This window comes from Pseudomonas sp. PDM32 (genome assembly GCF_019219225.1).
Taxonomy (GTDB): Bacteria; Pseudomonadota; Gammaproteobacteria; order Pseudomonadales; family Pseudomonadaceae; genus Aquipseudomonas; species Aquipseudomonas laurylsulfatiphila.
Genome location: NZ_JAHUWE010000001.1, coordinates 290,099 through 312,662, shown reverse-complemented (window position 1 = coordinate 312,662; position 22,564 = coordinate 290,099). Strand labels below are relative to the sequence as shown.

Sequence of the window (22,564 nt, the reverse complement as noted above, 5' to 3'; positions counted from 1 at the left end):
TCAAAAGATCGCAGCCTGCGGCAGCTCCTACAGCTGCACACCACCCCTGGTAGGAGCTGCCGCAGGCTGCGATCTTTTCAGGCCTTGCGGGATAACCTGGTCAAGATCCGGTCCAGCGCATTGGCAAACGCCTGTTTCTCACGCTCGCCAAACGGCGCTGGCCCACCCCCCATCTGCCCCTGTTCGCGCAAATCGGTGAACAGGTTGCGAACCGCCAGCCGCTCGCCCATGTTCTGCGCGTCAAACTCCTTGCCCCGAGGATCGAGCGCGGCCACGCCCTTCTTCACCAGACGATCGGCCAATGGCACATCGCTACAGATCACCAGTTCACCAGGCACCGCGTGCTCCACCAGGTAATCGTCCGCCGCATCCGGGCCGCTCGGCACCACGATCAACTTGACCAGCGCCAGCCCCGGCTTGGTCTGCGGCTGCCCGGCCACCAGCACTACTTCGAACTGGCGCTTGAGGGCGAACTTCACCACCAGATCCTTGGCCGCCCGCGGACAGGCATCGGCATCGATCCATACACGCATTGGTTTTTCCTCTGTTGAAAAGCATCACGGGCAGGCCAAGCGCCACTAAACCTGTGGGAGCGTGGCTTGCCCGCGAAAGTGAGCGAAGCGAATGCCGTTTAAGAAACCTGCACCCGCTGCCTCTCAACCACCCGGCTACGCCCATACAACACGACAATCGCAATGATCGCCACGGCCTGAGCACTCAGCGAGTAGGCATCGGCATGGATCCCCAGCCAGTCAAAGTCAAAGAACGGCACCGGCCGCGTGCCGAAAATCCCGGCTTCCTGCAGCGCTTTCACGCCATGCCCGGCAAACACCACCGACAAGGCGCACAGCAGACCCGCGTTGATGCTGAAGAACAGCGTCAGCGGCAACTTCGCCGAGCCGCGCAAAATCACCCAGGCCAGGCCGACCAGCAGTACCACCGCCGTGGCCCCACCGGCCAACACGGCGTTATGCCCTGCGGGACCGGCCTGCAGCCACAGGGTTTCGTAGAACAGAATCACTTCGAACAGTTCGCGATACACGGAGAAAAACGCCAGGGTCGCAAAGCCGAAACGCCCACCGCCACCCACCAGGCTCGACTTGATGTAATCCTGCCAGGCCGCCGCATGACGACGGTCATGCATCCACACGCCCAGCCACAGCACCATGACACTGGCAAACAACGCCGTCGCGCCTTCCAGCAACTCGCGCTGCGAACCGCTGACATCAATCACATAAGCTGCCAGCGCCCAGGTGCCCAACCCGGCCAGAAATGCCAGCCCCCAACCGACGTTGACGCTGCGCACCGCCGCCTGCTGGCCCGTGTTACGCAGGAAGGCCAGGATCGCCGCCAGCACCAGGATCGCCTCCAGACCTTCGCGCAGCAGAATCAGCAAGCCGGAAATGTAACTCAGCGACCAGCTCAAACCGTCGTTGCCCAACAAGCCGGCCGATGCCTTCAACTTGTCCTTGGCCACGTCCAGGCGTTGCTCGACCTCGCTCACCGGCAAGCCGTCCTGCAACGACTGACGGTAGGCCATCAGGGATTTTTCCGTGTCTTTACGCACGTTGGCGTCAATATTGTCCAGCGAGCTCTCGACCAGCTCGAAGCCTTCCAGGTACGCCGCTACCGATAAGTCATAAGCCTGATCATGCTCACCGGCACGATACGCCGCGATGCTCTTGTCCAGGGTGGCCGCCGTGTAGTCAAGCAGTTGCGCCGGGCCTCGCTTGACCTGTGGCGGTTGCGCCCGCTGGGCACGGAAGGTCGCGGCGGCTTGCGGGCCTTCGACGGCCTGTACTTCGGCCGGGGTCTGGCGAGCGAGGTCGGCGATGTTGTAGGTCTTGTCAGCCTTGGCCATCGCCGGGTCAACACTGAAGCCGGCGATATAGGTGGCCAGGTCCCAACGCTGACGATCATCCAGCTGGTCGGCGAATGCCGGCATGTCAGTGCCTTCAATGCCTTGGCCAAGGGTGCTGTAGATTGCGTAGAGGCTCAGGCGGTCCAGCCGTGAGGCATCACGCAGATCGGTGGGCGCTGGCGTCATGCCGACACCGGCCGGGCCGTCGCCGGCCCCTGAGTCGCCATGGCAGACCGAGCAATGCTGAGCGAACAGCGGCGCACCCCGTACCGGGTCCGGCGTAATGACCGGGGCCTGGCTGACTTCATAGGCCACGGCCAGCTTCGCACCCAGTTGCCGGGCCTGGCGCGCGACGTCGGCACCATCCTGATGGGCGCCAATGGAATTTCCCAGCGCGGCCAGGCTTTGCTCCAGCGCGGCCTTTTCCGGCTTGGCCGGCATGGCTGCAATCAGACCTCCCAGGGTCCTGACCGACTCTTGCTGCGCGCGAAATCCGGACGGATCCGTGATGCTGCCCGCCCGCACCGTGCCCGGGTAATCCGCGCCGATGTAGTCGAGCAAGTGCAGCGCCTGCGGCGTACCTTCGGCGGAGGCGGCCAGCAGTTGAAAGCTGCACGCAGCCAACAGCGGCAGCAACAGCCAGGCCAGGAAACGGGAGGGGGCAATCATGAATGAATCTCAATTTGAAAAACGAAGTTACATATTGTTATCGCCCAACGGGTTTCGCTCAAGCTTTGTTGATACTTCTTCGTAATTGCATCGGTTTCGGGAACGGCTCCGCAAACGAAAAAGGCGACCACCAGGGCCGCCTTTTTTTGTCAGTCGCCGTTTTACACGGCGGCCCTGCGCAACGTCGCCATAAACGCCGCCGCGCCGATGAACAACCCGGCAAAGGTCCGGTTCATGCGTTTTTGCTGTTTCGGTGTGCGCAGCAGACGCAGCACTTTGGACGCCAGACCGGTGTAGCCAGCCATGACGATCAGGTCGACGCAAACCATGGTTACGCCGATCACCAGGTACTGGATCAGCAGCGGAGCATGGGGGTCGATGAACTGCGGCAGCACCGCCAGCATGAACACCAGCGCCTTGGGGTTGCTGATGTTCACCAGAAAACCACGGAACACCAGGGCCATCGGCTTGCCGATCTGGCGCACCGCCGCGTCATCGCTCATATCGCTGGGCAGCGCACGCCATTGCTTGATCGCGAGGTAGACCAGGTACGCCACGCCAAACCATTTGATGGCGTAGAAAGCCGTGGCCGACGCGGTGAGAATGGCGCCGACACCGGCACCGACGATGGCGATCTGCAAAGCCAGGCCCAGTTGCAGGCCCAAGGCGTTCCAGTAGCCGCGCCAGAAACCGTATTGCAGGCCGCTGGACATCGACGCAATGGCGCCGGCACCGGGGGACAGGCTGATCACCCAGCAGGCGGCAAAAAACGCCAGCCATGTTTGAAGCTCCATTGCACACCTCGACTCGGACTCGTGACAGATGTCTAAGCTAATGCGGCTTTGATTGGATGACTACCGATTTTTTGTAGGACATGGCGACGGCCGACCAGCGTTCAGTGCTTGAGGGCCCTTTCGCGAGCAAGCCCGCTCCCACAATGGCTCTCAGGTGCCCACAAGATTTGTGTTCGCTGAAGATCTACTGTGGGAGCGAGCCTGCTCGCGAAAGCAATCTGTCAGGCAACAGAAGGACTACTTTTCAAACCCGCTCGAAGGGAACATATCAGTCCCCCGCCAACGCCGAACCGAACGCTGGAAGAACAAACTGTTGGGCACCTGCACCATGGCGCTGCCGGTGCCGGCTTCTTCAGCCTCTATCAAGGTGGTGTAAAGAAGATTGATCGCCACCACCCGGCCTTTGACGCCGGGCTTGTCGGTGGTGTCCACCAACTCGACCACGTCACCTATGCGGAACGGGCCGACGGTAAAGATCAGGATCGCGCACAGCAGGTTCGAGAGCACGCTCCACATGGCAAAAAACGCCACCGCCGCGACGGCGACGAAACCGGACAACGCGGTCCAGAGGACCGTGGCCGATACACCGAGTCGCTCGAGGACGAAAATCAGCGCGCTGCCCATGATCAGCCAGCGCAAGCCGCCCCGCAGCGGCATCATCAATTGCGGCGGAAACGGGTAACGCTCACCGAGACGGGTCAGGCCTTTGGCGACGAAGCGCTGGGTGAAGTAGCCGGCGAGCAGGATCAGCAGGATTTGCACGCCGAGCCAGATCGGCTCGACCCACACCGCCGGCAACGGCAGCTTGAAGGCGTCCATCAGGACAGCGCCTCCAACTCCGCCTGCATGCTTTCCAGCAATTCCAGGGCTTCCATCCACGCTTCTTCCAGCTCTGCTTCACGCACTTTCAGTTTGGCCTGCTCGGCCAGCAGGTCACGCAATTCGTTCTTGCGCGCCGGCTCGTAGATGTCGCTGTCGCCAAGGCTGGTATCGACCTTCGCCAGTTTTTCATGGAGCTTGCCCAGTTCGGCTTCGAGCTTGTCAGCCTCGCGCTTGTGTGGGGCCAGTTGCTGACGCAACGCCGCTGCAGCCTGACGCTGGGCTTTCTTGTCGGTCTTGTCCGGATTGACCGGGGTGCTGCTGACCGGGGCATTGCGCTGGCGATACTCCACCAGCCAGCGGGTGTAGTCCTCCAGGTCGCCATCGAACTCTTCGACCTTGCCATCTGCCACCAGATAGAAGTTGTCGGTGGTGCTTTTTAGCAAATGACGATCGTGAGAGACCACCAGTACCGCACCACTGAACTCCTGCAGGGCCATGGTCAGCGCCAGGCGCATTTCCAGGTCCAGGTGGTTGGTCGGTTCGTCGAGCAGCAACAGGTTCGGCCGGTCCCAGGCAATCAATGCCAGGGCCAGGCGCGCCTTTTCACCACCGGAAAAATTCAGCACCGGCTCGTCGATCCGCGCGCCACGGAAGTCGAAACCGCCGAGGAAGTCGCGCAGGGTCTGTTCGCGCTCGGTCGGTGCCAGGCGCTGCAAGTGCAGCAACGGGCTGGCTTTGGAGTCCAGAGAGTCGAGCTGATGCTGGGCGAAGTAACCGACCACGGTATTCTCGCCACGGGTCAGGCGACCGGCCAATGGCGAGAGTTCACCGGCGAGGTTCTTGATCAGGGTAGATTTACCGGCACCGTTAGGGCCGAGCAGGCCGATTCGCGCACCCGGGGTCAGTTGCAGCTTGACCTTCTCCAGCACGGCTTTGTCACCGTAACCCAGGCGGGCATCGGACAGGTCGATCAGCGGGCTGGAAATTTTCTGCGATTCGCGGAAGACAAAGTCGAACGGCGAATCGACGTGGGCAGCGGTCAGCTCTTCCATCCGCTCCAGGGCCTTGATCCGGCTCTGGGCCTGACGGGCCTTGGTGGCTTGGGCCTTGAAGCGGGCGATGTAGCTTTCCATGTGCGCACGTTGCGCCTGCTGCTTCTCGTAGGCTTGCTGTTGCTGGGCCAGGCGTTCGGCACGGGCGCGTTCAAAGGCGCTGTAGCCACCGCGGTACAGGGTGATCTTGCGCTGATCGACGTGGGCCACGTGGTCGACCACCGCATCGAGGAAGTCCCGATCGTGGGAGATCAGCATCAGGGTGCCCGGATAACTCTTGAGCCAATCCTCAAGCCAGATGATGGCGTCGAGGTCCAGGTGGTTGGTCGGTTCGTCGAGCAGCAGCAGGTCCGACGGGCACATCAAAGCCTGCGCCAGGTTCAGACGCATCCGCCAGCCACCGGAGAAATCCCCGACCTGACGATCCATCTGCTCGTTGGTGAACCCAAGACCGGCCAGCAACTTGCGCGCCCGGGCGTCGGCGGTGTAACCGTCGGCGCTGTCGAGTTCCGAATGCAGGCGGGCCTGTGCGGCACCGTCATGGGCCGCTTCGGCTGCCGCCAGGTCGCGTTGCACCTGGCGCAGGCGCAGGTCGCCATCGAGCACGTAGTCGACCGCGAGGCGTTCGAGGGTGTCGACCTCCTGGCGCATGTGGGCGATACGCCAGTCGGCCGGCAGGAAGCAATCACCCGAGTCCGGGTGCAGCTCGCCCCGAAGCAGGGCGAACAGGCTCGATTTGCCGGCGCCATTGGCACCAATGAGGCCGGCTTTCTGGCCGGCGTGCAGGGTCAGCTCGGCGTCTTCTAGCAGACGTTGCGGGCCACGCTGTAAAGTCAGGTTCTGAAGTCGAATCATAATGGCGGCGGAGTCTACCAGCTTCGCTCGCAACTGGCGCGAGTAGCACTATGTCCTCTGACCTGTGGAGCTTTTCCCTGAGCACTTACGCCCGTCCCGGTGTTGAGCAGGCATGCCTGCAATTGCAGTCGGCGGGAGTCAATGTGTGTCTGCTGCTGTGTAGTGCGTGGTTGGGACAACGAGGCGTGGCCTGCGATGAGCAGCGTTTGCAGCTACTGCGCAGTGTGGCCACCTCGTGGGACACCGATGTCGTGCAGCCGTTACGCGCCTTGCGCACGCAATGGAAAGCCGCGGCCACGCAAGACGCCGGGTTGCATACCCTGCGCGAACAAGTGAAGGCACTGGAGCTGGAAGCCGAACGGCATCTGTTGTTGCGGCTGGAGAGTGCGGCGCAGAGTTGGCCGCAAAATGCCGAGGCCGATCTGGCGGCCTGGCTGGAAGGTGCGGCGGCCGAGGCCGCCCACCTGCACCGCGACGCGCTGCATCAGCTGCGCGTCGCGGTAACCGGCACTTAGGAAGCGCTGGTTGGGGTGGTTGCTGCGATCGATGCGGCGGCCGGCGTTGGCGCTGGCGTGGCTGTCGAGGTGGCTGCTGCCAAAGTAGACGTTGCTACCGGAGCCGGGTTGGCTGGCTTGGCAACTGGTGCGGTGGCTGGCTTGGCAACCGGTGCGGCGGCTGGCTTGGCGGCAACCGGCTTCTTCACTGCAGGTTTGGCTGCGGGTTTTGCAGCAGGTTTTGCAGCAGCCGGTTTGGCGGCAACTGGCTTGGCTGCGGCGGGCTTGGCTGCTGGTTTAGCTGCAGCTGGTTTTGCGGCTGGTTTAGCAGCAGGTTTGGCAGCCGCTCTTACAGCAGGTTTTGCCGCTGGCTTGGCTGCTGGTTTAGCGGCCGGTTTTGCAGCGACAGGTTTTGCAGCTGGCTTGGCAGCAGGTTTCGCAGCTGGTTTCGCAGCAGCGGTGCGGGCAGCTGGTTTAGCGGCCGGTTTTGCAGCTGGTTTTGCAGCGGTTTTTGCAGCTGGTTTAGCAGCGGCGGTTTTAGCCACGGCTGGTTTGGCAGCAGCGGTTTTTGCAGCAGCAGGACGTGCAGCGGCAGGTTTGGCAGCCGTGGTTTTAGCAGCCGGTTTTGCGGCGCTGGCAGCGGCCGGTTTTCTCGCTGCAGGTTTTGCAGCAGGTTTGGCTGCGGCGGTTTTAGCTACTGGTTTGGCAGCGGCCGGTTTTGCAGCAGCAGGCTTGGCCGGTGCTTTTGCAGCAGCCGGTTTGGCAGCGGCTTTCTTCGCAGGTGCCGCAGCAGGCTTGGCCGCGCGCAGGGACAACACCTTGCCGACAGCCTCTTGTACACGACCGACACCCTGGGCCAGTTTCAGGCTTTCCTGGGCATCGCGCTTGAGTTGCAGAATGTAGCCGCGGGTTTCCGATTGACGATCCTTGAGGGCATCGAGCAGCTCCTCAAGATCGGTCACTGCGCCCTTGGCCTTGGCTTGCGCCTTGGCTTTTCCGGCCGCCGCAGCGTCCTGCAATTTGGTGCGGGACTTGTGCAGTTTTTCTTGCGCTTTTCCGCGCTGCTTTTCCAGTTTGGCGAGCAGTTTTTCAGCATCAGCCAAGGCTTCGGAACAAGCGGTTTCCAGATGCTCGAGCAGGCTGCCCGAGAGTTGTTGGAGCAGGTGCAATGGAGTGCTTACTGGCTTCTTGGTGGCCGACATGGTTTACCTCCTGGCTGAAGTGAGTGCGGCTCATACTAGACCTCTGCAGCAACCGCCGCTAGGGCATGTTGACACTATCGAAAGCGTTGTGTTGCAAAGGACTGAAAAACTTCTGCGTCGACGCGAAAGCAGTTCACCGTTGCGCGCATTCTCGCTGGCATAATCGCCCGCAATTCAGGTCGGAGAGTGCCCATGTCGCGCTGCCTTTTTTTATCGCTGTGCGTGTTTTTTTCGGTGGCCCATGCCGCCGAAAAAACACCGGAAAATGAAGCCCACGATCTCGCTTACAGCCTGGGTGCGAGCCTTGGCGAACGCTTGCGCCAGGAGGCTCCCGACCTGCAACTCCAGGCACTGGTCGAGGGATTGCAACAAGCTTATCAGGGCAAGCCGTTGGCACTGAAAGACGAGCAGATCCAGCAGATATTGAACGAGCATGAAGCGCGGATTGCCATGCAGTCAGCCGAGCCGCAAAGTGAATTGGCACTGGAAAAGGAACAGCGTTTTCTCGCCGCCGAGAAAGCCAGACCCGGCGTGCGCGAACTGGCTGACGGCGTGCTGCTGACCGAGTTGACACAGGGCGCTGGCGCCAAGGCAGGACCCAACGGCAAGGTGCAGGTGCTGTACATCGGTCGCTTGCCCGACGGCACGGTGTTCGATCAGAACAGTCAGCCTCAATGGTTCAGTCTCGACAGCGTGATCGCCGGATGGCGCAGCGCATTGCAAAGCATGCCGGTCGGGGCGAAATGGCGACTGGTGATTCCCTCGGCCCAGGCCTATGGCGCCGAGGGGGCCGGTGACGTGATCGCACCGTTCACACCACTGGTGTTTGAAATCGAATTGCGCGGTGCCACCGGCTGACGACACAAACGAAAAACGGCGTGCCTTGGCACGCCGTTTCGGGGTCTTGCAGAAAGCGCTTCAGGCCTGAACCGAATCGGCTTCCTTGTGGGCCGTGTGCAGCACTTCGATCAGGCAGTCTTCCAGCTCGAAGCGTTCATGCAACAGTCCGCCGAGTGTTTTGAACTCTTCGGCGACACACTTTCCTGCATCACACAGGTCATTGAACGCGAGCAGCTTTTCGGTGATGACGTCGATACGCGGGTAGATCGTCTCGGCGAGCTCCAGGCCACGCTTGTCGTTGAAGGCCTTGGCCTCCCCCGTCAGTTGCTCGTAGATCTCGAAGTGCCCGGCCGATACATAATCGACCAGTACGCCGCAGAACTCCTGCAAAGGCTTGCGGTTCTCACTCAACGCCTCAGGCTTTGCGCCAAGAGCGTCATAGGCCCCGATCAGTTCGTGTCGTTCCTGCAACCAGCGATCGATCAGCAGGTGCACTCCACCCCAGCGTTCCTGAGCATTCTGACAACTTTCGAGCATGGTGATCTCTCTTCCCTTGTGGGTCAGCTGCTCTATGCCCGCACGCCTCTTGTAACATCGGTGGGCGGTCAGGCAGAGCGTCATCGAGCAACATAATTCCAATGACACGTGCGGGCCAGATTATGCCCGCACGACACTGGCTTCAAGGTACGCAGGCGATAAAGTTCATACAAGTGTTTAATCGCCGACAAAGGCCCGGTGCGACGACTCGTCGCTGAGCGGTCGCTGATAGCTGATCCAGACCAGTCGCAACGACTGGTAAACGGCCAGAATCATCATCGCGACGAAGAAAAGCAGGCTCCACTCCGTGAGACTCAGGTCGAACAGCGTCCAGGAAATTTCCACACAATCGACAGCGCCCTTGAACACTTGCTGCGGGACGGAGAGCAGCGCAGAACCGGCGAACAGATCCGCCAGATGGGTCGAGCACGCCGCTGCGTGTTCCATCGGAAGGCTTTGCAGCAGAACCTGTCGCCACGCCGTGACAGTGCCGGCCAGGCTGCAACCAAGACTGAGCAGCCAATACAGAACGGTTCCGATTCGACCTGGACCATGGACCGAAGCCATCAGGCAGACACCGGTCAGCAGCGCCAGACAAAACCGCTGCACCAGACACAAGCCGCAAGGCCGCAGGCCAACTGCATATTCCAGGTAGTAGGAAACGCCCAACGCCAGGGCACCCGCAATGAAAGCCATGAAAAACAAGGAGCGTGAGCAGGCCAAAGACATGGCTTATCCGTAAAAGTAGTGACAGGCCGTTACGGTAGAGGAAAGCCCGGCGGCCTTTCAAGGCAGGCGCCCACGGAGACTTCAGCAGAAGTGTAGGGAAATCCCGACGCAGACGAGAGGATAAAAAGTAGTCCTCTGTAGGACTTTGCCTGCGACGAGAATGGGTAACCGAGTTTCAGCGAATCATCTCACTGCGACGAGGGCGATTGCTGCCTCGCCGCAGTCCATCACACAGACGCCGGAGCCTGGCGCCAGCGAATGGGTCAAGCGCGGACTGCCACTGGCAGAGGGGCCGCTAGCAAGCGTTCATCCAGCAATCCCAGGCCTTCCTGAAACAGCTGGTTGCTGCGCTCGGTATCGCCCATTTGCGCCAACAGCCGCGCCAGCTCCGCACAGGCTTCCGGATTGCGTTGTACACGCAGGCTGCTTTCCAGATAGTCCCGAGCCTTGCCCCACAAACTGTTTTGCAGGCACAGACGACCCAGTGTCAGCAGCAGGCCAGGATCTGTCGGATGGTCCTTGAGCCAGCCTTCAGCAGCCTGCAACTGGCGGGCCGGATCATTGCCGCGCACCAGCCCGTAGAGACGAGCCAGATGACTGTCGTAGCTACGCTTGAGCGCGGTACGCAGGACGTCCTCGGCTTCGACCTGAGCCCCCAATTGCCGTAGTTGCTCGGCATAGGCCAGCACCAGCTGCGGCTCCTGGCGTTGCGCCGAGGTCAGTTGCTGCCAGGCACGTTCGAGCGCTTGTTGCCCTACCGCTCCGTCTTCTTCCCGTTGCGCCGCCAGAGACAGGTTCGCTCCCCAGGCCCGACGCTCCAGTTCGGTGAGTTCGGCCGCTGGCAGAACCTTGTCCTTGCGCAGCTCCGGCAGCAGGCGAATCACTGCCGACCAGTCACCACGTTGTTGAAGCAGGCGCTGCAACTGACGCAAGGTCTGTGCATTATGAGGATGGCGCTCGCGCATGGCTTGCAGGGTGGCGAGGGCGCCGTCGGTATCACCGCGATCGGTCTGCAACTGGGCGTGGTTCAAGGCGATCGCCAACTCGGCCTGAGGCTGACGCTCCAGGGCGCGCTCCAGCAAGTTGTCGCTTTCTTCGTAATTGCCTTGTTCGTTTGCGGCACGGGCCGCACCGAGGTAGTAAAGCAACGGCTGGCGCTCGGCCTCGGCAGCACGATGCAAGTGACGTTGCGCGCTAGCCCAGCGCCCCTCGGCCAGGTCCAGTTGACCGTGCTCAATCGCCACCTGCACCCGACGGCTGCGGTTACGCCGGGACCACGGGTTGACTACCCCACTGGAAGCCATCACCAGCTCGACCAGCGCCTTGATACCCCAGATCACCAACCACAGCACAGCCACCAGTGCCAAAGTAGCCCACAGGCTCGACTCATAGCGGAAGGTCTTGTAGGCAATCAGCACGTAACCGGAATGTTCGGCAATCGCCAGCCCCAGCGCAGCGGCAGCGGCGATCACGAGAAACACGATCACATAGAGGCGCTTCATGGCGTGGCCTCCGGCGCGGTGTTCGCGGCAGGCCTGGCCATTGGCTTGACCGAATCTTCGGCATTGACGTTGCGCCGTTCCAGGTACCCCTGCACCGCGCTCAGGGTGCCGGTCATGTCTGGGGTAACTACGGTGACAGGTTGCCTGCTCAGCTCGGCTACCTGCTCAAGCATGACTTTGCTTTGAGAGTTGTCCGGGTTGAAGTTGCCCTTGAGGATGTCCCGCGCTTCGTCCAGCACTTGGGAGTACACCGCAGCCTGACCATTGAGTGCGGCCCACTGTGCCTGCTCCAGCGCCAGGCTCAGGGCCAGGCGTACCTGACTCAGGCTCTGGCCGGCCAGCAATGGGCGAACGTTTTTATCGGCATTGAAATCGATACGGATGTAGCGCGAAATCTGATCCCACCATTGCGCCCAGCGACTGGCACCGTCGCCATCGGCAGTCAGGCCCAGCAGCGAATCGCCACGGTCCTTGTACTCCGGTGCCAGCTCGGTGAGGCTGGCCACTTGATCGCGCAGTGCGCCCAGACGCAGAAACAGCCCGGTGCGGTCCGGTTGTTCGGTACTGCGCAAGGCAATCAGGGTCTTGGCCACCTGCTCGCGCGCGGCAAAGGCGCCCGGATCGTTCTGCTCGCGCAGTATCTCGTCGGCACCCTGGACCAGTGCCTGGGCGCTGCTGATGTCCTGCAAGGCAGACAGTCGCAAACTGGCCAGACGCAGCAAGTGCTCGGCCTCGGCCAGACGCCAGTCCTTGCGGCTGGCGCCGAGTACGGTTTCCAGACGCTGATTCAAACGCTGCTGATCACCTTGCAGCTGGATCACCAGGCGACTGCGTGCTTCCAGCTCATCGGCAGGAGGCAATTGTGCCAGGCGTGCGCTCAGGCGTTCCTCATTGAGCTTAAGGTTCTGCGCCTGGTCATTCAGCGCCTGCACCTGACTCAGTTGCTGCTGATTGTTGGCCTGCAGGTGACGCACCTGCCAGACACCCCAGCCGCCCACCGCGACACCGGCCGCGCCCAGCAACAGTGCGAGGATTGCCAGACCATTGCCTCTACGCTGCTCGGCAGCTGGTGACGGCGGCGGCATTTCTTCTAGAGGAGCATCAACAGGTGCATCAAGCACCGGTCGCGAGTCATCTTTAGGCAAGGCTGTTTCGCTCACGTATCCATCCTTTGCATCAGAAAACGGGTACGGGTTGCTCCCGTAACGCCGTCAGCAAGGCCGCGGCACTCGCGCCGCGACAATCCACAACTGTTTTGGCCCCGGCGGCACGCGCCAGCTCGGCAACCCTGGGGCTTGGTACAAACAACGGCAACCGCGCCAACTGCGGCCAGGCATCACCGGCCAATTGATGCAGGTGCTCAAAACCTTGTCCACTGCTGACCACCAGCCCGTTCAGGCGTTCCGCCTGGATCCGTTGCGGCAGCACTTGCGGCGGGTAAATCGGCATTGCCCGGCGGTACAGCTCCAGATACTCGACACTAGCACCAAGCTCACGCAAACGCTCAGCCAGCAATTCGCGCCCACCCTCCCCGCGCAGGATCAGCACCCGCGCATCGGATGGTGCGATAGCCTCGCGCAGGCGGGAAAGTTCGAGCAAGGCTTCACTGTCATCACCTTCTGCCGGGAAGCTCACATCCAATCCGTGAGACTGGAGGATCTGCGCTGTCGCCGCACCAACGCTGAACCACTTCACAGCGGGCGGCGCGGGCCGAAACCGCTCGAGCAGTTCGACGCCGATCCGGGCGGCCGGCTTGCTGACCACGATGACTGCGCAGAACTTTTCCAGCGTCTGAATCACCTGGCGCATTGTGTCAGTCGCCGCAATCGGCACGATGTCCAAAAGCGGCAGACTGCTGCTGAAAATCCCCTGCTCGGCCAAAAAGCTGCCCAGCGCCGCCGCCTCATCGGCGGGACGCGTCAGCAGCAAGCGCCAGCCGATCACTCGTGACCTGCCTCGCCATAGACCGCTTTGAGAATGGCGTCGGCACCCTGGCTTAAAAGGTCTTCAGCGACACGCACACCCAGCGCCTCGGCATCGCCGCGAGGGGCACGGGCTTGTGCGTTGAGCAGCAGGCCTCCGGCTGGATCACCCACCAGTCCGCGCAACCAGAGCTGTTCACCCTCCAGCACGGCGTAGCAGGCAATCGGTACCTGGCAACCGCCATTGAGGTGCTTGTTGAGGGCTCGTTCGGCGGTCACGCGGGTGGCGGTGTCCTGGTGATGCAGGGGCGCCAGCAGCGCATGGATCTCACTGTCGGCGCTTCGGCATTCGATACCCACCGCGCCCTGGCCACCGGCCGGAAGACTGTCGTCGACACTGATGGCCGAAGTGATGCGATCTTCAAAGCCCAGCCGGATCAAGCCGGCAGCGGCAAGGATGATGGCGTCGTATTCACCGACATCGAGCTTGGCCAGGCGCGTGTTGACGTTGCCGCGCAGGAAACGGATTTCCAGATCAGGGCGACGGGTCAGCAATTGCGCCTGGCGGCGCAGGCTGGAGGTGCCGACGATGCTGCCCTGAGGCAACTCGTCCAGGCTGGTGAAGGTGTTGGAAACGAAGGCGTCGCGCGGGTCTTCCCGTTCGCAAATGCAGTACAGGCCAAGACCTTCAGGGAAGTCCATCGGCACGTCCTTCATGGAGTGCACGGCGATGTCGGCTTCATTGTCCAACAGCGCGGTTTCGAGCTCCTTGACGAACAGGCCCTTGCCGCCGATCTTCGACAGCGGTGAGTCAAGCAGCTTGTCACCACGGCTGACCATGGGAACGAGGGTCACCAGCAGGCCCGGATGAGCCGCTTCAAGGCGGGCTTTGACGTATTCGGCCTGCCACAGGGCGAGTGCGCTTTTGCGGGTGGCGATGCGGATCTGGCGAGAGGACATGGATCAATCCGTACTGAATAGATACGGCGGATAATAACAGCTCAGCCAAATCCACTTTGACTTGTATCAGATACTACTCGGCCTCCCTGGCCCCGGATGTCCGGCAATCGGGTGTGAAATTCGCCTGCGCACAGCTGTTTAGAGCTGTTGCATCATCTTGCGCACGCCAGCCACATGGCGCCGGCTGACGATCAGCGCATCACCATTGAGGCCTTTGAGGAACAGCTGGAAATGTCCCAGGGGTGTGCGTTGCAGTCGCTCGATACGCTCACGGGCGACCAGTGCGTTGCGATGGATACGTACGAAACGGTCACCGAATTCGTCCTCGAGGGCCTTGAGTGGCTCATCGAGCAGTACTTCACCGTTTTCGTGACGCAAGGTTACGTATTTGTGGTCGGCAATGAAGTACACCACCTGATCCAGCGGAATCAGCTCGATTCCTTTACGGGTTCGGGCGCTGATATGGCTGCGCGGTCCGCTGCCGCTTTCGGCAGCAGGACGGGTCAGGGCGGCGAGCTGGGCACGATTTGGGCGCTCGGCTCTCTTTAATGCGTCATGTAACTGTTCAGTTCTCACAGGTTTCACCAGATAGCCTACGGCGCTGGCCTGTAAGGCTTCCACGGCAAATTCATCGGGCCCGGCGCAGAACACCACGGCGGGCGGAGTTTCGCGTTCGCATAACCGTGCAGCCACTTGCAGGCCATCGAGGCCGGGCATGCGGATATCAAGCAGCACGATATCCGGTTTGTGGCTGTCGATCAGTGCCAACGCCTCTTCGCCATTCGTGGCACTAGGCTCCAGGACACTGTATCCCTCGAGTTCGCCAACCATTCGGCACAGGCGCTCGCGGGCCAAGGGTTCGTCATCAACGATCAGGACATTCATATTGCGCTGGATTCCTGCGTGAGTCTCGCACAAGGATAGCGTAGACAGGTGAAGTGACGTCCGTCACCGCGATCCACGCTAAGACTAGCCCGAGCGTCAAAAAGTGCCGCTGGTCCGGCGGCTAAATTTTCATCTGCCGGGCGATTGGCGGCCCAGGCCCGCATTGGCGACACATCGCCACAGGGTTTGCTGATATGCAATATGAACACCCCCCCTCTTCTTCTGGTCAGCGGCTGCACCGAGAAGTGCGCTGATCCTACTGTCCAACTGTAGACGGTTGCCGGGACGTTATTGCTCAATTGAAAAATATCGTTGCGCTAATGCAGGAGCGAGCTTGCTCGCGATGAACCTGCGTCGACGCGTTTATCCAGGAAGTACGCGCTATCGTTAACGCCCATCGCGAGCAAGCTCGCTCCTACACAAAAAACGTAGCGACCAGTGTCAGCGACAGGGTTGGCAACCCTGTTATTATCTGCGCCAGCGTTCCACGCCTTCTTTCTTCAAGCCGATACGAGCGAATTCATGAGCACTGACAAGACCAATCAGTCCTGGGGCGGCCGCTTCAGTGAACCCGTCGACGCCTTCGTCGCCCGCTTCACCGCCTCCGTCACCTTCGACCAGCGCCTGTATCGCCACGACATCATGGGTTCGATCGCCCACGCCACCATGCTGGCCAAGGTCGGCGTGCTGACCGATGCCGAGCGCGACAGCATCATCGATGGCCTGAAGACCATCCAGAGTGAAATCGAGGCCGGCCAGTTCGACTGGCGCATCGACCTTGAAGACGTCCACATGAACATCGAGGCGCGGCTGACCGACCGCATCGGCGTGACCGGTAAAAAACTGCACACCGGCCGCAGCCGTAACGATCAGGTCGCCACCGATATCCGCCTATGGTTGCGTGACGAAATCGACCTGATTCTGGCCGAGATCACTCGCCTGCAAAAAGGCTTGCTGGAGCAGGCCGAGCGCGAAGCTGCCAGCATCATGCCGGGGTTCACCCACCTGCAGACCGCCCAGCCAGTGACCTTCGGGCACCACATGCTGGCCTGGTTCGAGATGCTCAGCCGCGACTACGAGCGCCTGGTCGACTGTCGCAAGCGTACCAACCGCATGCCGCTTGGCAGCGCGGCACTGGCCGGCACCACCTACCCGATCGATCGTGAATACACCGCCCAACTGCTGGGTTTCGACGCGGTTGGCGGAAATTCGCTGGATAACGTCTCCGATCGCGATTTCGCCATCGAATTCTGCTCGGCCGCCAGCATCGCGATGATGCACCTGTCACGCTTCTCCGAAGAGCTGGTGCTGTGGACCAGCGCGCAATTCCAGTTCATCGACCTGCCCGACCGTTTCTGCACCGGCAGCTCGATCATGCCGCAAAAGAAAAACCCTGACGTGCCGGAGCTGGTGCGCGGCAAGACCGGTCGCGTATTCGGCGCGCTGATGGGCCTGCTGACCCTGATGAAAGGCCAACCCCTGGCCTACAACAAGGACAACCAGGAAGACAAGGAACCGCTGTTCGACGCCGCCGACACCCTGCGCGACTCGCTGCGGGCCTTCGCCGACATGGTGCCGGCGATCAAGCCCAAGCACGCGATGATGCGCGAAGCAGCCCTGCGCGGCTTCTCCACCGCCACCGACCTGGCCGACTACCTGGTGCGTCGCGGCCTGCCATTCCGTGATTGCCACGAAATCGTCGGTCACGCTGTCAAGTACGGCGTGGACAGCGGCAAGGACCTGGCGGAAATGAGCCTGGAGGAACTGCGCAAGTTCAGCGACCAGATCGATCAGGACGTGTTCGCCGTGCTGACCCTCGAAGGCTCGGTCAATGCCCGCAACCACATCGGCGGCACCGCGCCGGCGCAGGTGAAGGCTGCTGTCGCTCGCGGTCAGGCGCTGCTCGCCAGCCGTTGAAAGCTTCGCGAGCAGGCTCGCTCCCACAGGGTTTGATGTATGAACCCTGTGGGAGTGAGCCTGCTCGCGATGACTGACTTCCGAACGCTACAAAACCTACCTCTTGGCAGCAATCATCGCCATGAACGTCGGCATCGCCGCCTCCTTGTCCGCCGCGATCCGCTTCACATTCGGATTCCGTCCCAACCCCTCCAGCAACGCCTTCGCCTTCGGCATCTCAGCCAACAAATCAATGCCGAACAACTTGTGCGCCACGCCACACGCCAGCGGCACGCTGAACAGGAAATACAGATCCGCCACGCTCAAGCTGTCGCCTGCGACGTAAGGGCTGAATTTGCCGTGCCGGCCCAGCGCAGCCATCCCCAGCAACAGTTCGGCCTTGGTTTTTTCCTTGATCGCATCCGGCAGGGTCATGCCGAAAAACGCTTCGGCGTAGCAGGCTCGCGCAGGCAGTTCGATATACAGCTCGATTTCCCTGGCCAGTGCCAGCACCTGTGCGCGCTCAAATGGGTCGCTCGGCAGCAGCGGCGTGCCGTTGTGATTTTGCTCGAGGTACTCGAGGATTATGCTGGTTTCATTGATGAAGCCCTGTTCTACGTGCAGCACCGGGACCTTTCCTCGCGGGCTGATGGCCAGTGCTTCGGGGGTGGTGCCGCCGTAAAACGGCACTTCTTCGAAAGGCAGTCCTTTTTCCAGCAGCGCCAGTTTGACCATGTTGTAGTAGTTACTGACGGAGAATCCATAAAGCTTTATCATCACAAAGCCTCCAGGCCGTGCGGGGTGGGCAGTGCCTGTTTATAGAACGCTCGAGGGTTTCTTGCCAGCAGCATCACGACAATGAATACGGGTAAACTGGCCGCCTTTCCCTGAGGAGCCTGCCATGAGCGAGCCAATCGATATCGAAGACGACGAAGAAGAATTCGCCGAAAACACCTTGATCGAAGCTATCGAAAATCAGATCGAAAGTGACAACCCGCCAGCGGCCAAGGCGACCTTCAACAAGCTGACACTGGTGGGCTACGAGCGGGAAGAGATTCTCAACCTGATGGCCCACGTTTTGGCGGTAGAAATCGACGCGATCCTCGAAGAAGACCGCGCGTTCAATACCGAATGGTACGAAGCCGCGCTGCGCGCATTGCCCGAGTTGCCGCCGCAAAAGCAGTAAGATCAAAAGATCGCAGCCTGCGGCAGCTCCTACCTGGAATGCGATCCATGTAGGAGCTGCCGCAGGCTGCGGTCTTTTTTATGCGAGGCAAAAAATCTCTGTCGCCAGCACTGGACATGCCGGACAAGCGGGTTCACCTTAGGAGCGCTGTTGTCCAATTCCTAGAAAGTCTGGAGTCCTTATGTCGCTTACCCCTGAGCTGGTTGCCGAACTGGAAGTCCTTGCACTCTTCAACCTGGACAGTTCCCAGGAAGGTCTGAAAATTCATCAGACCGCTGCCCCGAAACACATAGCCGCCGCCAAACGCCTCTTTGAAAAAGAACTGACCGATCAGCCTGATGGTGGCTACCTGACCAGCCTGGGTCGTGATGCCGCGCAAAATGTGCAAAGCGTGCTGACTATTCTTAACGCCGAAGTAACAGCCTGAATTCTGCCGCATCGCCCACGGAGACCCCGATCCAGGGATTTCCGCGGGCACATCCCTCCCTGATTCCTGTCCCCACCGATAGAAATCTGACGCCAGAAAAATAAATCAGCTTAAAAGTCCTCGCCTCAAGGCGCTAAACTGCCCCCACCTGAGACTCCCACGTCCGTGCCCTGCGAGCCGGTTTGAGCTGACATGACCCGCACCCATGAAATCCGCCCCGATCTGGACGAGGGAATCGACCGCAAGGTTCTCAACCAGCTGCGCGCACGCTTTCTGAAACTCAACGAAGGGCGCATGGCGCGCGCCATGGAAGGCTTGTCGACCCGCCAGCAAGGGGTCCTGACCTTGCTGCCGCTGTTTTTCCACGTTAATCATCCGCTATTGCCCGGCTACGTTTCCGGCAGTACGCCGGCGGGGCTGTCGAATTTCGAACCGGACGCCAATGTCCTCGCAGAAGCCCAGCGCCTGACCCGCTCGTTTTCCTACAAGCCTCGCCACGGCAGCAACCCGCCGAGGCCGATTCACGGACTGTTCCTGATGGGCAGCCTCGGCACCCTGGCCCAGGCCGACCAGAGCGACATGGATGTTTGGGTCTGCCATGGGCCGGATCTGGCCGAGAACGAACTCGCCGAGCTGCGCAAAAAATGCCAGCTGCTGGAAGTCTGGGCCGCCAGCCAGGGCGCCGAAGCGCACTTTTTCCTGATCGAACCGACCCGTTTCGTCCGTGGCGAGCGCGACACCCAGCTGAGTTCGGAGGATTGCGGCACCACCCAGCACTACCTGTTGCTGGACGAGTTTTACCGCACCGCGATCTGGCTGGCCGGGCGTACGCCGATCTGGTGGCTGGTGCCGGTCTACGAAGAATCAAGCTACGACCGCTACACCCATACCTTGATTTCCAAGCGCTTTATCCGTGCCGATGAAACCCTCGACCTCGGCAACCTGGCCTTTATCCCGCCCGGCGAATTTATCGGCGCCGGGCTCTGGCAGCTGTTCAAGGGCATCGAGTCGCCCTACAAGTCGGTACTCAAGCTGCTGCTGACCGAGGTATATGCCAGCGAACACCCCAGGGTCCATTGCCTGAGTCTGCGCTTCAAGCAAGCGGTGTTCGCCAACCGGCTCGACCTCGACGAGCTGGACCCGTACGTCGTGGTGTACCGGCGCATCGAGGAATACCTGATCGTCCGTAATGAACCGGAACGTCTGGAACTGGTGCGTCGCGCGCTGTACCTGAAGGTCAATCGCAAACTGACCGGCAGCAGCCGCACCCAGAGCTGGCAACGCTCTTTGCTCGAGCGCCTGGCCCATGAATGGCGCTGGGACCAGCGCCAACTGGCCCTGCTCGATAGCCGCAGTCAGTGGAAAGTCCGCCAGGTCGGCTCCGAGCGGCGGGCGCTGGTCAATGAACTGAACTACAGCTACCGTTTCCTCACCCAGTTTGCCCGACAGGAGCAAACGGTCAGCCGCATCAACAAGCGCGACCTGAGTGTCCTTGGCCGTCGGCTATACGCCGCTTTCGAGCGCAAGGCCGGCAAAGTCGAATTCATCAACCCCGGTATCGCCCCGGACCTGGCCGAAGACACCCTGACGCTGGTACACGCGCCGAACAGGAAAGAACCGGGGCAAAGCCAGTGGGGTTTGTACAACGGCAGCCTGACGGCGCTGGAGTGGGAACACTTCGCGCCGATCAAACGCAGCCGTTACTTGCTCGAGCTGCTGACCTGGTGCCACCGCAATGGCGTAATCGACAGCAGCACCCGCCTGGCCCTGCACCCTGGCACCAGCGACTTGAGCGAGTTCGAGCTGTTCAACCTGCTCGGCAGCCTGCAACAGACTATCGCCCTGCCCTTGCCCACGGTCGCCGAAGAACCTCTGTTGCGCGCCAGCGTGCCGAGTGAAGTGCTGATTCTGGTGAATGTCGGCATCGATCCGCTCAAGCACCATCGCGACCTGAACATCCTGATGACCACCGAGCGCACCGATTCCCTGAGCTACGCCGGGGTTCGGGAAAACCTGGTGCTGACGCTGGACCAGGTCACGCTCAATAGCTGGAACGAAGTGCTGGTGGCTCGCTACGACGGCCCCCATGCCCTGCTCGACTGCATTCGCGACTATCTCAACAACCTGCCAGCCGGGCCGCAACAGCCGAAGCTGAGGGTGCGCTGTTTCTGCCATAACCGCGCGCAGTTCATCGCCCAACGGGTGGAAGACATCCTCGACACTGCGCAGAACCTGCTGCTGAGCCGGCTCAATCACCGTTACCTGATCCAGGTCCAGCAGCACTACCACGTGCTGGAGCTGGTACCGGGACAGGTCCAGCACATCGCACTGGACACCCTGCCGGCGTTGATCGATTACCTGGGTGAAGAAATGGCGAGCTACAGCCCGCTTCACCTGGACTCAAACGCACTGGAGGAGCACGACCTCGCGCTGTTCCTGCCAACGGGCCAGCCGGACTGCATCCAGGTGTTCTACCGGGTCAACGAAGATCACGCTGATCTGTACGTGCTCGATGAGTTCAATGTCCTGTGGCAGCAACGCCTGCCCTGGCACGACGAGCAAAGCCTGCTGGTGCCGCTGCAGCGTTTCCTGCAATCGATCCAGTACCGTCGCGATGCCCTGTTGCCAATGGACGCTGTCCCGCCCTTGAACCTCGACACCCGGTATTGCCAGTTGTTGCCGTCAGGCCCTGGCCGGGCGCGCCGCATTGAAGCCCGGCCGGCGCCGCAGACGCCAGTGAACAAACCGTTTTACGACGTGCAGGCGATCGTCGGCAAAGCCGCACCGGGTCAGGTGCAGGTGACGTTGTATTGCAATCAACGGGAGTTTTCCGAACTTGAGCATGGCGACCAGCTGTTCAGCGTGGTCGCCCGGGAAATCGTCGGGCAGCGCCGGGAAACCGAACGCTACCGCTGCTACATCACCGACCTCGACCTGTCAGGCCTGCTCGGCGAAGGGCAGAGTTCCACCCATCTGTACCTGCGCTACAAAGCAGACCTGGAGCAGGCATTGAACGAGGCGCTCGATCAGGTCTGAGGAGATGTCACTCCGGGAACGCGCCGCCATTGGCCGGCTGCGATTCGACTTCCAGCAGCGTCAGCTTCAGGGTCTTGCCGCCCGGAGCCGGCCAATCGATATGCTGGCCAACCTTCAGGCCGAGCAGCGCGCTGCCCACCGGCGCGAGGATCGAGACCTTGCCTTCGTCGGCATTCGCATCCTTGGGGTACACCAGGGTCAGGTGGTAGTCCTTGCCACTGCCTTCTTCCCGGCAATGCACACGGGAATTCATGGTCACGACATCCGCCGGCACTTCATCGTGGCCGACCACGGTATCGGCGCGATCCAGTTCGGTTTGCAACGCAATAACGCCCGGCAGCGTGTCGTCCAGGCTGTCGATCAGACGCTCCAGACGCTGGACGTCCAGACGGGTAAGGGTGATGGAAGGTGCGGTCATGATCTGGGCAGACTCCTTTCTTCTGCACGAAAAAAGCAAAACCCCGCCAGAAAAAGGCGGGGTTTTCACAAGCCTCGATGGGTTGAGGCGTATCTGGACACTATCACAGCTCAAAAAATATACAAGCCGGGGCCGGATGCCAGCACCGCCCCCTGTAGGAGCTGCCGAAGGCTGCGATCTTTTGATCTGGATTTTTGGCGGCTCTGAAGACGCTGAAGATCAAAAGATCGCAGCCTCGCTTCGCTCGACAGCTCCTACAGGGCGGTGGCTTTGCGCTCAGAGGCCTGGGCGCAAATGACACGGCGGCGATCATCGTCCGCCGAGCGCCATTCGCGGATGTCTTCGACATGGCGGAAGCAGCCGAGGCAGACTTTCTGCTCGTCCAGCCGACACACACCGCTGCATGGCGACGGCACCGCCGGGCTGACATTGCTGTAGAGCGGTTTCGGTGGGCGGACAGACGCAGGCTGGGTCACG

General features: G+C 61.2%; 22 protein-coding genes. 6 read left to right on the top strand and 16 right to left on the bottom strand.

All coding sequences use genetic code 11. The annotated features are described in order from the left end of the window. Nucleotides 1-77: 77 nt before the first annotated feature. The 5 genes from KW846_RS01465 to KW846_RS01445 form a co-directional block, all read right to left on the bottom strand. Nucleotides 78-533, bottom strand: coding sequence for a YaiI/YqxD family protein (locus KW846_RS01465; protein ID WP_116579716.1), 456 nt, complete (start codon nt 531-533; stop codon nt 78-80). A gap of 98 nt (nt 534-631) precedes the next feature. Then, a complete protein-coding gene (locus KW846_RS01460; protein WP_218481101.1) occupies nt 632-2,530 on the bottom strand; it encodes an FTR1 family protein in 1,899 nt (632 codons plus the stop codon). Nucleotides 2,531-2,691: 161 nt separating this feature from the next. Further along, entirely contained in the window at nt 2,692-3,324 is a 633-nt protein-coding gene (rhtB, locus tag KW846_RS01455; RefSeq protein ID WP_007998964.1) for a homoserine/homoserine lactone efflux protein, read from the bottom strand. A gap of 237 nt (nt 3,325-3,561) precedes the next feature. After that, on the bottom strand, nt 3,562-4,143 hold the full coding sequence (locus KW846_RS01450; RefSeq protein WP_218481100.1) for a mechanosensitive ion channel family protein: 582 nt from the start codon (nt 4,141-4,143) through the stop codon (nt 3,562-3,564). Continuing rightward, a complete protein-coding gene (locus KW846_RS01445) occupies nt 4,143-6,053 on the bottom strand; it encodes an ATP-binding cassette domain-containing protein (protein WP_218481099.1) in 1,911 nt (636 codons plus the stop codon). The genes KW846_RS01450 and KW846_RS01445 overlap by 1 nt, the downstream gene beginning before the upstream one ends. 50 nt (nt 6,054-6,103) lie before the next feature. Between KW846_RS01445 and KW846_RS01440 the strand changes: the two genes are divergently transcribed. Beyond that, on the top strand, nt 6,104-6,568 hold the full coding sequence (locus KW846_RS01440; protein ID WP_218481098.1) for a TIGR02444 family protein: 465 nt from the start codon (nt 6,104-6,106) through the stop codon (nt 6,566-6,568). Here the strand turns inward: KW846_RS01440 and KW846_RS01435 are convergent. Continuing rightward, nucleotides 6,565-7,749: an AlgP family protein gene (locus tag KW846_RS01435; protein WP_218481097.1), complete on the bottom strand. Its 1,185-nt coding sequence runs from the start codon at nt 7,747-7,749 to the stop codon at nt 6,565-6,567. The two genes, KW846_RS01440 and KW846_RS01435, sit on opposite strands and share 4 nt — an antisense overlap. 192 nt (nt 7,750-7,941) lie before the next feature. Between KW846_RS01435 and KW846_RS01430 the strand changes: the two genes are divergently transcribed. Beyond that, nucleotides 7,942-8,607, top strand: a complete 666-nt coding sequence (locus KW846_RS01430) for an FKBP-type peptidyl-prolyl cis-trans isomerase (protein WP_218481096.1) — start codon at nt 7,942-7,944, stop codon at nt 8,605-8,607. Between the two features lie 60 nt (nt 8,608-8,667). Here the strand turns inward: KW846_RS01430 and rsd are convergent, their stop codons facing one another. The 7 genes from rsd to KW846_RS01395 all read right to left on the bottom strand — a co-directional run bounded on the left by rsd (nt 8,668) and on the right by KW846_RS01395 (nt 15,124). Next, nucleotides 8,668-9,126: a sigma D regulator gene (gene rsd, locus KW846_RS01425; RefSeq protein WP_218481095.1), complete on the bottom strand. Its 459-nt coding sequence runs from the start codon at nt 9,124-9,126 to the stop codon at nt 8,668-8,670. Nucleotides 9,127-9,303: 177 nt separating this feature from the next. Further along, the gene (locus KW846_RS01420) at nt 9,304-9,855 is read right to left on the bottom strand and encodes a disulfide bond formation protein B (RefSeq protein WP_218481094.1); all 552 of its coding nucleotides are present in this window, start codon (nt 9,853-9,855) and stop codon (nt 9,304-9,306) included. A 263-nt stretch (nt 9,856-10,118) separates the two neighbouring features. Further along, the gene (locus KW846_RS01415; protein ID WP_218481093.1) at nt 10,119-11,357 is read right to left on the bottom strand and encodes a heme biosynthesis protein HemY; all 1,239 of its coding nucleotides are present in this window, start codon (nt 11,355-11,357) and stop codon (nt 10,119-10,121) included. Further along, nucleotides 11,354-12,517 carry a uroporphyrinogen-III C-methyltransferase gene (locus tag KW846_RS01410; protein WP_218481092.1) on the bottom strand — a complete coding sequence of 388 codons (1,164 nt, stop codon included), beginning with the start codon at nt 12,515-12,517 and terminating at the stop codon, nt 11,354-11,356. Before KW846_RS01410 ends, KW846_RS01415 begins: the two co-directional genes overlap by 4 nt. Nucleotides 12,518-12,533: 16 nt before the next feature. Continuing rightward, nucleotides 12,534-13,301 (bottom strand): uroporphyrinogen-III synthase, encoded by a 768-nt coding sequence (locus tag KW846_RS01405; RefSeq protein ID WP_218481091.1) that lies wholly within the window; start codon nt 13,299-13,301, stop codon nt 12,534-12,536. Then, nucleotides 13,298-14,239, bottom strand: a complete 942-nt coding sequence (gene hemC, locus KW846_RS01400) for a hydroxymethylbilane synthase (protein WP_218481090.1) — start codon at nt 14,237-14,239, stop codon at nt 13,298-13,300. The genes KW846_RS01405 and hemC overlap by 4 nt, the downstream gene beginning before the upstream one ends. A gap of 138 nt (nt 14,240-14,377) precedes the next feature. Further along, a complete protein-coding gene (locus KW846_RS01395; protein ID WP_007978827.1) occupies nt 14,378-15,124 on the bottom strand; it encodes a LytTR family DNA-binding domain-containing protein in 747 nt (248 codons plus the stop codon). Between the two features lie 522 nt (nt 15,125-15,646). On the opposite strand from KW846_RS01395, the gene argH reads away from it, so the two are divergent. Next, nucleotides 15,647-17,041: an argininosuccinate lyase gene (gene argH / locus KW846_RS01390; protein ID WP_218481089.1), complete on the top strand. Its 1,395-nt coding sequence runs from the start codon at nt 15,647-15,649 to the stop codon at nt 17,039-17,041. A 96-nt stretch (nt 17,042-17,137) separates the two neighbouring features. Here the strand turns inward: argH and KW846_RS01385 are convergent, their stop codons facing one another. Next, on the bottom strand, nt 17,138-17,797 hold the full coding sequence (locus KW846_RS01385) for a glutathione S-transferase family protein (protein ID WP_218481088.1): 660 nt from the start codon (nt 17,795-17,797) through the stop codon (nt 17,138-17,140). Nucleotides 17,798-17,921: 124 nt separating this feature from the next. Between KW846_RS01385 and KW846_RS01380 the strand changes: the two genes are divergently transcribed. The 3 genes from KW846_RS01380 to KW846_RS01370 all read left to right on the top strand — a co-directional run bounded on the left by KW846_RS01380 (nt 17,922) and on the right by KW846_RS01370 (nt 21,669). After that, the gene (locus tag KW846_RS01380) at nt 17,922-18,206 is read left to right on the top strand and encodes a hypothetical protein (protein ID WP_007978820.1); all 285 of its coding nucleotides are present in this window, start codon (nt 17,922-17,924) and stop codon (nt 18,204-18,206) included. Nucleotides 18,207-18,387: 181 nt separating this feature from the next. After that, nucleotides 18,388-18,633, top strand: coding sequence for a TIGR02647 family protein (locus KW846_RS01375; protein ID WP_007980796.1), 246 nt, complete (start codon nt 18,388-18,390; stop codon nt 18,631-18,633). A gap of 192 nt (nt 18,634-18,825) precedes the next feature. After that, nucleotides 18,826-21,669 carry a class I adenylate cyclase gene (locus tag KW846_RS01370; RefSeq protein ID WP_218481087.1) on the top strand — a complete coding sequence of 948 codons (2,844 nt, stop codon included), beginning with the start codon at nt 18,826-18,828 and terminating at the stop codon, nt 21,667-21,669. Nucleotides 21,670-21,676: 7 nt separating this feature from the next. Here the strand turns inward: KW846_RS01370 and rnk are convergent, their stop codons facing one another. Then, nucleotides 21,677-22,087 (bottom strand): nucleoside diphosphate kinase regulator, encoded by a 411-nt coding sequence (gene rnk, locus KW846_RS01365; RefSeq protein WP_007980800.1) that lies wholly within the window; start codon nt 22,085-22,087, stop codon nt 21,677-21,679. Between the two features lie 254 nt (nt 22,088-22,341). Next, a complete protein-coding gene (locus KW846_RS01360; protein WP_015097337.1) occupies nt 22,342-22,563 on the bottom strand; it encodes a DUF1289 domain-containing protein in 222 nt (73 codons plus the stop codon). Between the last annotated feature and the right edge of the window lies 1 nt (nt 22,564).

Excerpts from the sequence above, each read along its gene's own strand:
- rsd (WP_218481095.1), bottom strand. The coding sequence starts at position 9,126 with ATGCTCGAAAGTTGTCAGAATGCTCAGGAACGCTGGGGTGGAGTGCAC.
- KW846_RS01460 (WP_218481101.1), bottom strand. The coding sequence starts at position 2,530 with ATGATTGCCCCCTCCCGTTTCCTGGCCTGGCTGTTGCTGCCGCTGTTG.
- KW846_RS01415 (WP_218481093.1), bottom strand. The coding sequence starts at position 11,357 with ATGAAGCGCCTCTATGTGATCGTGTTTCTCGTGATCGCCGCTGCCGCT.
- KW846_RS01385 (WP_218481088.1), bottom strand. The coding sequence starts at position 17,797 with ATGATAAAGCTTTATGGATTCTCCGTCAGTAACTACTACAACATGGTC.
- KW846_RS01375 (WP_007980796.1), top strand. The coding sequence starts at position 18,388 with ATGTCGCTTACCCCTGAGCTGGTTGCCGAACTGGAAGTCCTTGCACTC.
- rhtB (WP_007998964.1), bottom strand. The coding sequence starts at position 3,324 with ATGGAGCTTCAAACATGGCTGGCGTTTTTTGCCGCCTGCTGGGTGATC.
- KW846_RS01435 (WP_218481097.1), bottom strand. The coding sequence starts at position 7,749 with ATGTCGGCCACCAAGAAGCCAGTAAGCACTCCATTGCACCTGCTCCAA.
- KW846_RS01370 (WP_218481087.1), top strand. The coding sequence starts at position 18,826 with ATGACCCGCACCCATGAAATCCGCCCCGATCTGGACGAGGGAATCGAC.
- argH (WP_218481089.1), top strand. The coding sequence starts at position 15,647 with ATGAGCACTGACAAGACCAATCAGTCCTGGGGCGGCCGCTTCAGTGAA.
- KW846_RS01380 (WP_007978820.1), top strand. The coding sequence starts at position 17,922 with ATGAGCGAGCCAATCGATATCGAAGACGACGAAGAAGAATTCGCCGAA.
- KW846_RS01430 (WP_218481096.1), top strand. The coding sequence starts at position 7,942 with ATGTCGCGCTGCCTTTTTTTATCGCTGTGCGTGTTTTTTTCGGTGGCC.
- KW846_RS01450 (WP_218481100.1), bottom strand. The coding sequence starts at position 4,143 with ATGGACGCCTTCAAGCTGCCGTTGCCGGCGGTGTGGGTCGAGCCGATC.
- rnk (WP_007980800.1), bottom strand. The coding sequence starts at position 22,087 with ATGACCGCACCTTCCATCACCCTTACCCGTCTGGACGTCCAGCGTCTG.
- KW846_RS01420 (WP_218481094.1), bottom strand. The coding sequence starts at position 9,855 with ATGTCTTTGGCCTGCTCACGCTCCTTGTTTTTCATGGCTTTCATTGCG.
- KW846_RS01395 (WP_007978827.1), bottom strand. The coding sequence starts at position 15,124 with ATGAATGTCCTGATCGTTGATGACGAACCCTTGGCCCGCGAGCGCCTG.
- KW846_RS01440 (WP_218481098.1), top strand. The coding sequence starts at position 6,104 with ATGTCCTCTGACCTGTGGAGCTTTTCCCTGAGCACTTACGCCCGTCCC.
- hemC (WP_218481090.1), bottom strand. The coding sequence starts at position 14,239 with ATGTCCTCTCGCCAGATCCGCATCGCCACCCGCAAAAGCGCACTCGCC.
- KW846_RS01465 (WP_116579716.1), bottom strand. The coding sequence starts at position 533 with ATGCGTGTATGGATCGATGCCGATGCCTGTCCGCGGGCGGCCAAGGAT.
- KW846_RS01445 (WP_218481099.1), bottom strand. The coding sequence starts at position 6,053 with ATGATTCGACTTCAGAACCTGACTTTACAGCGTGGCCCGCAACGTCTG.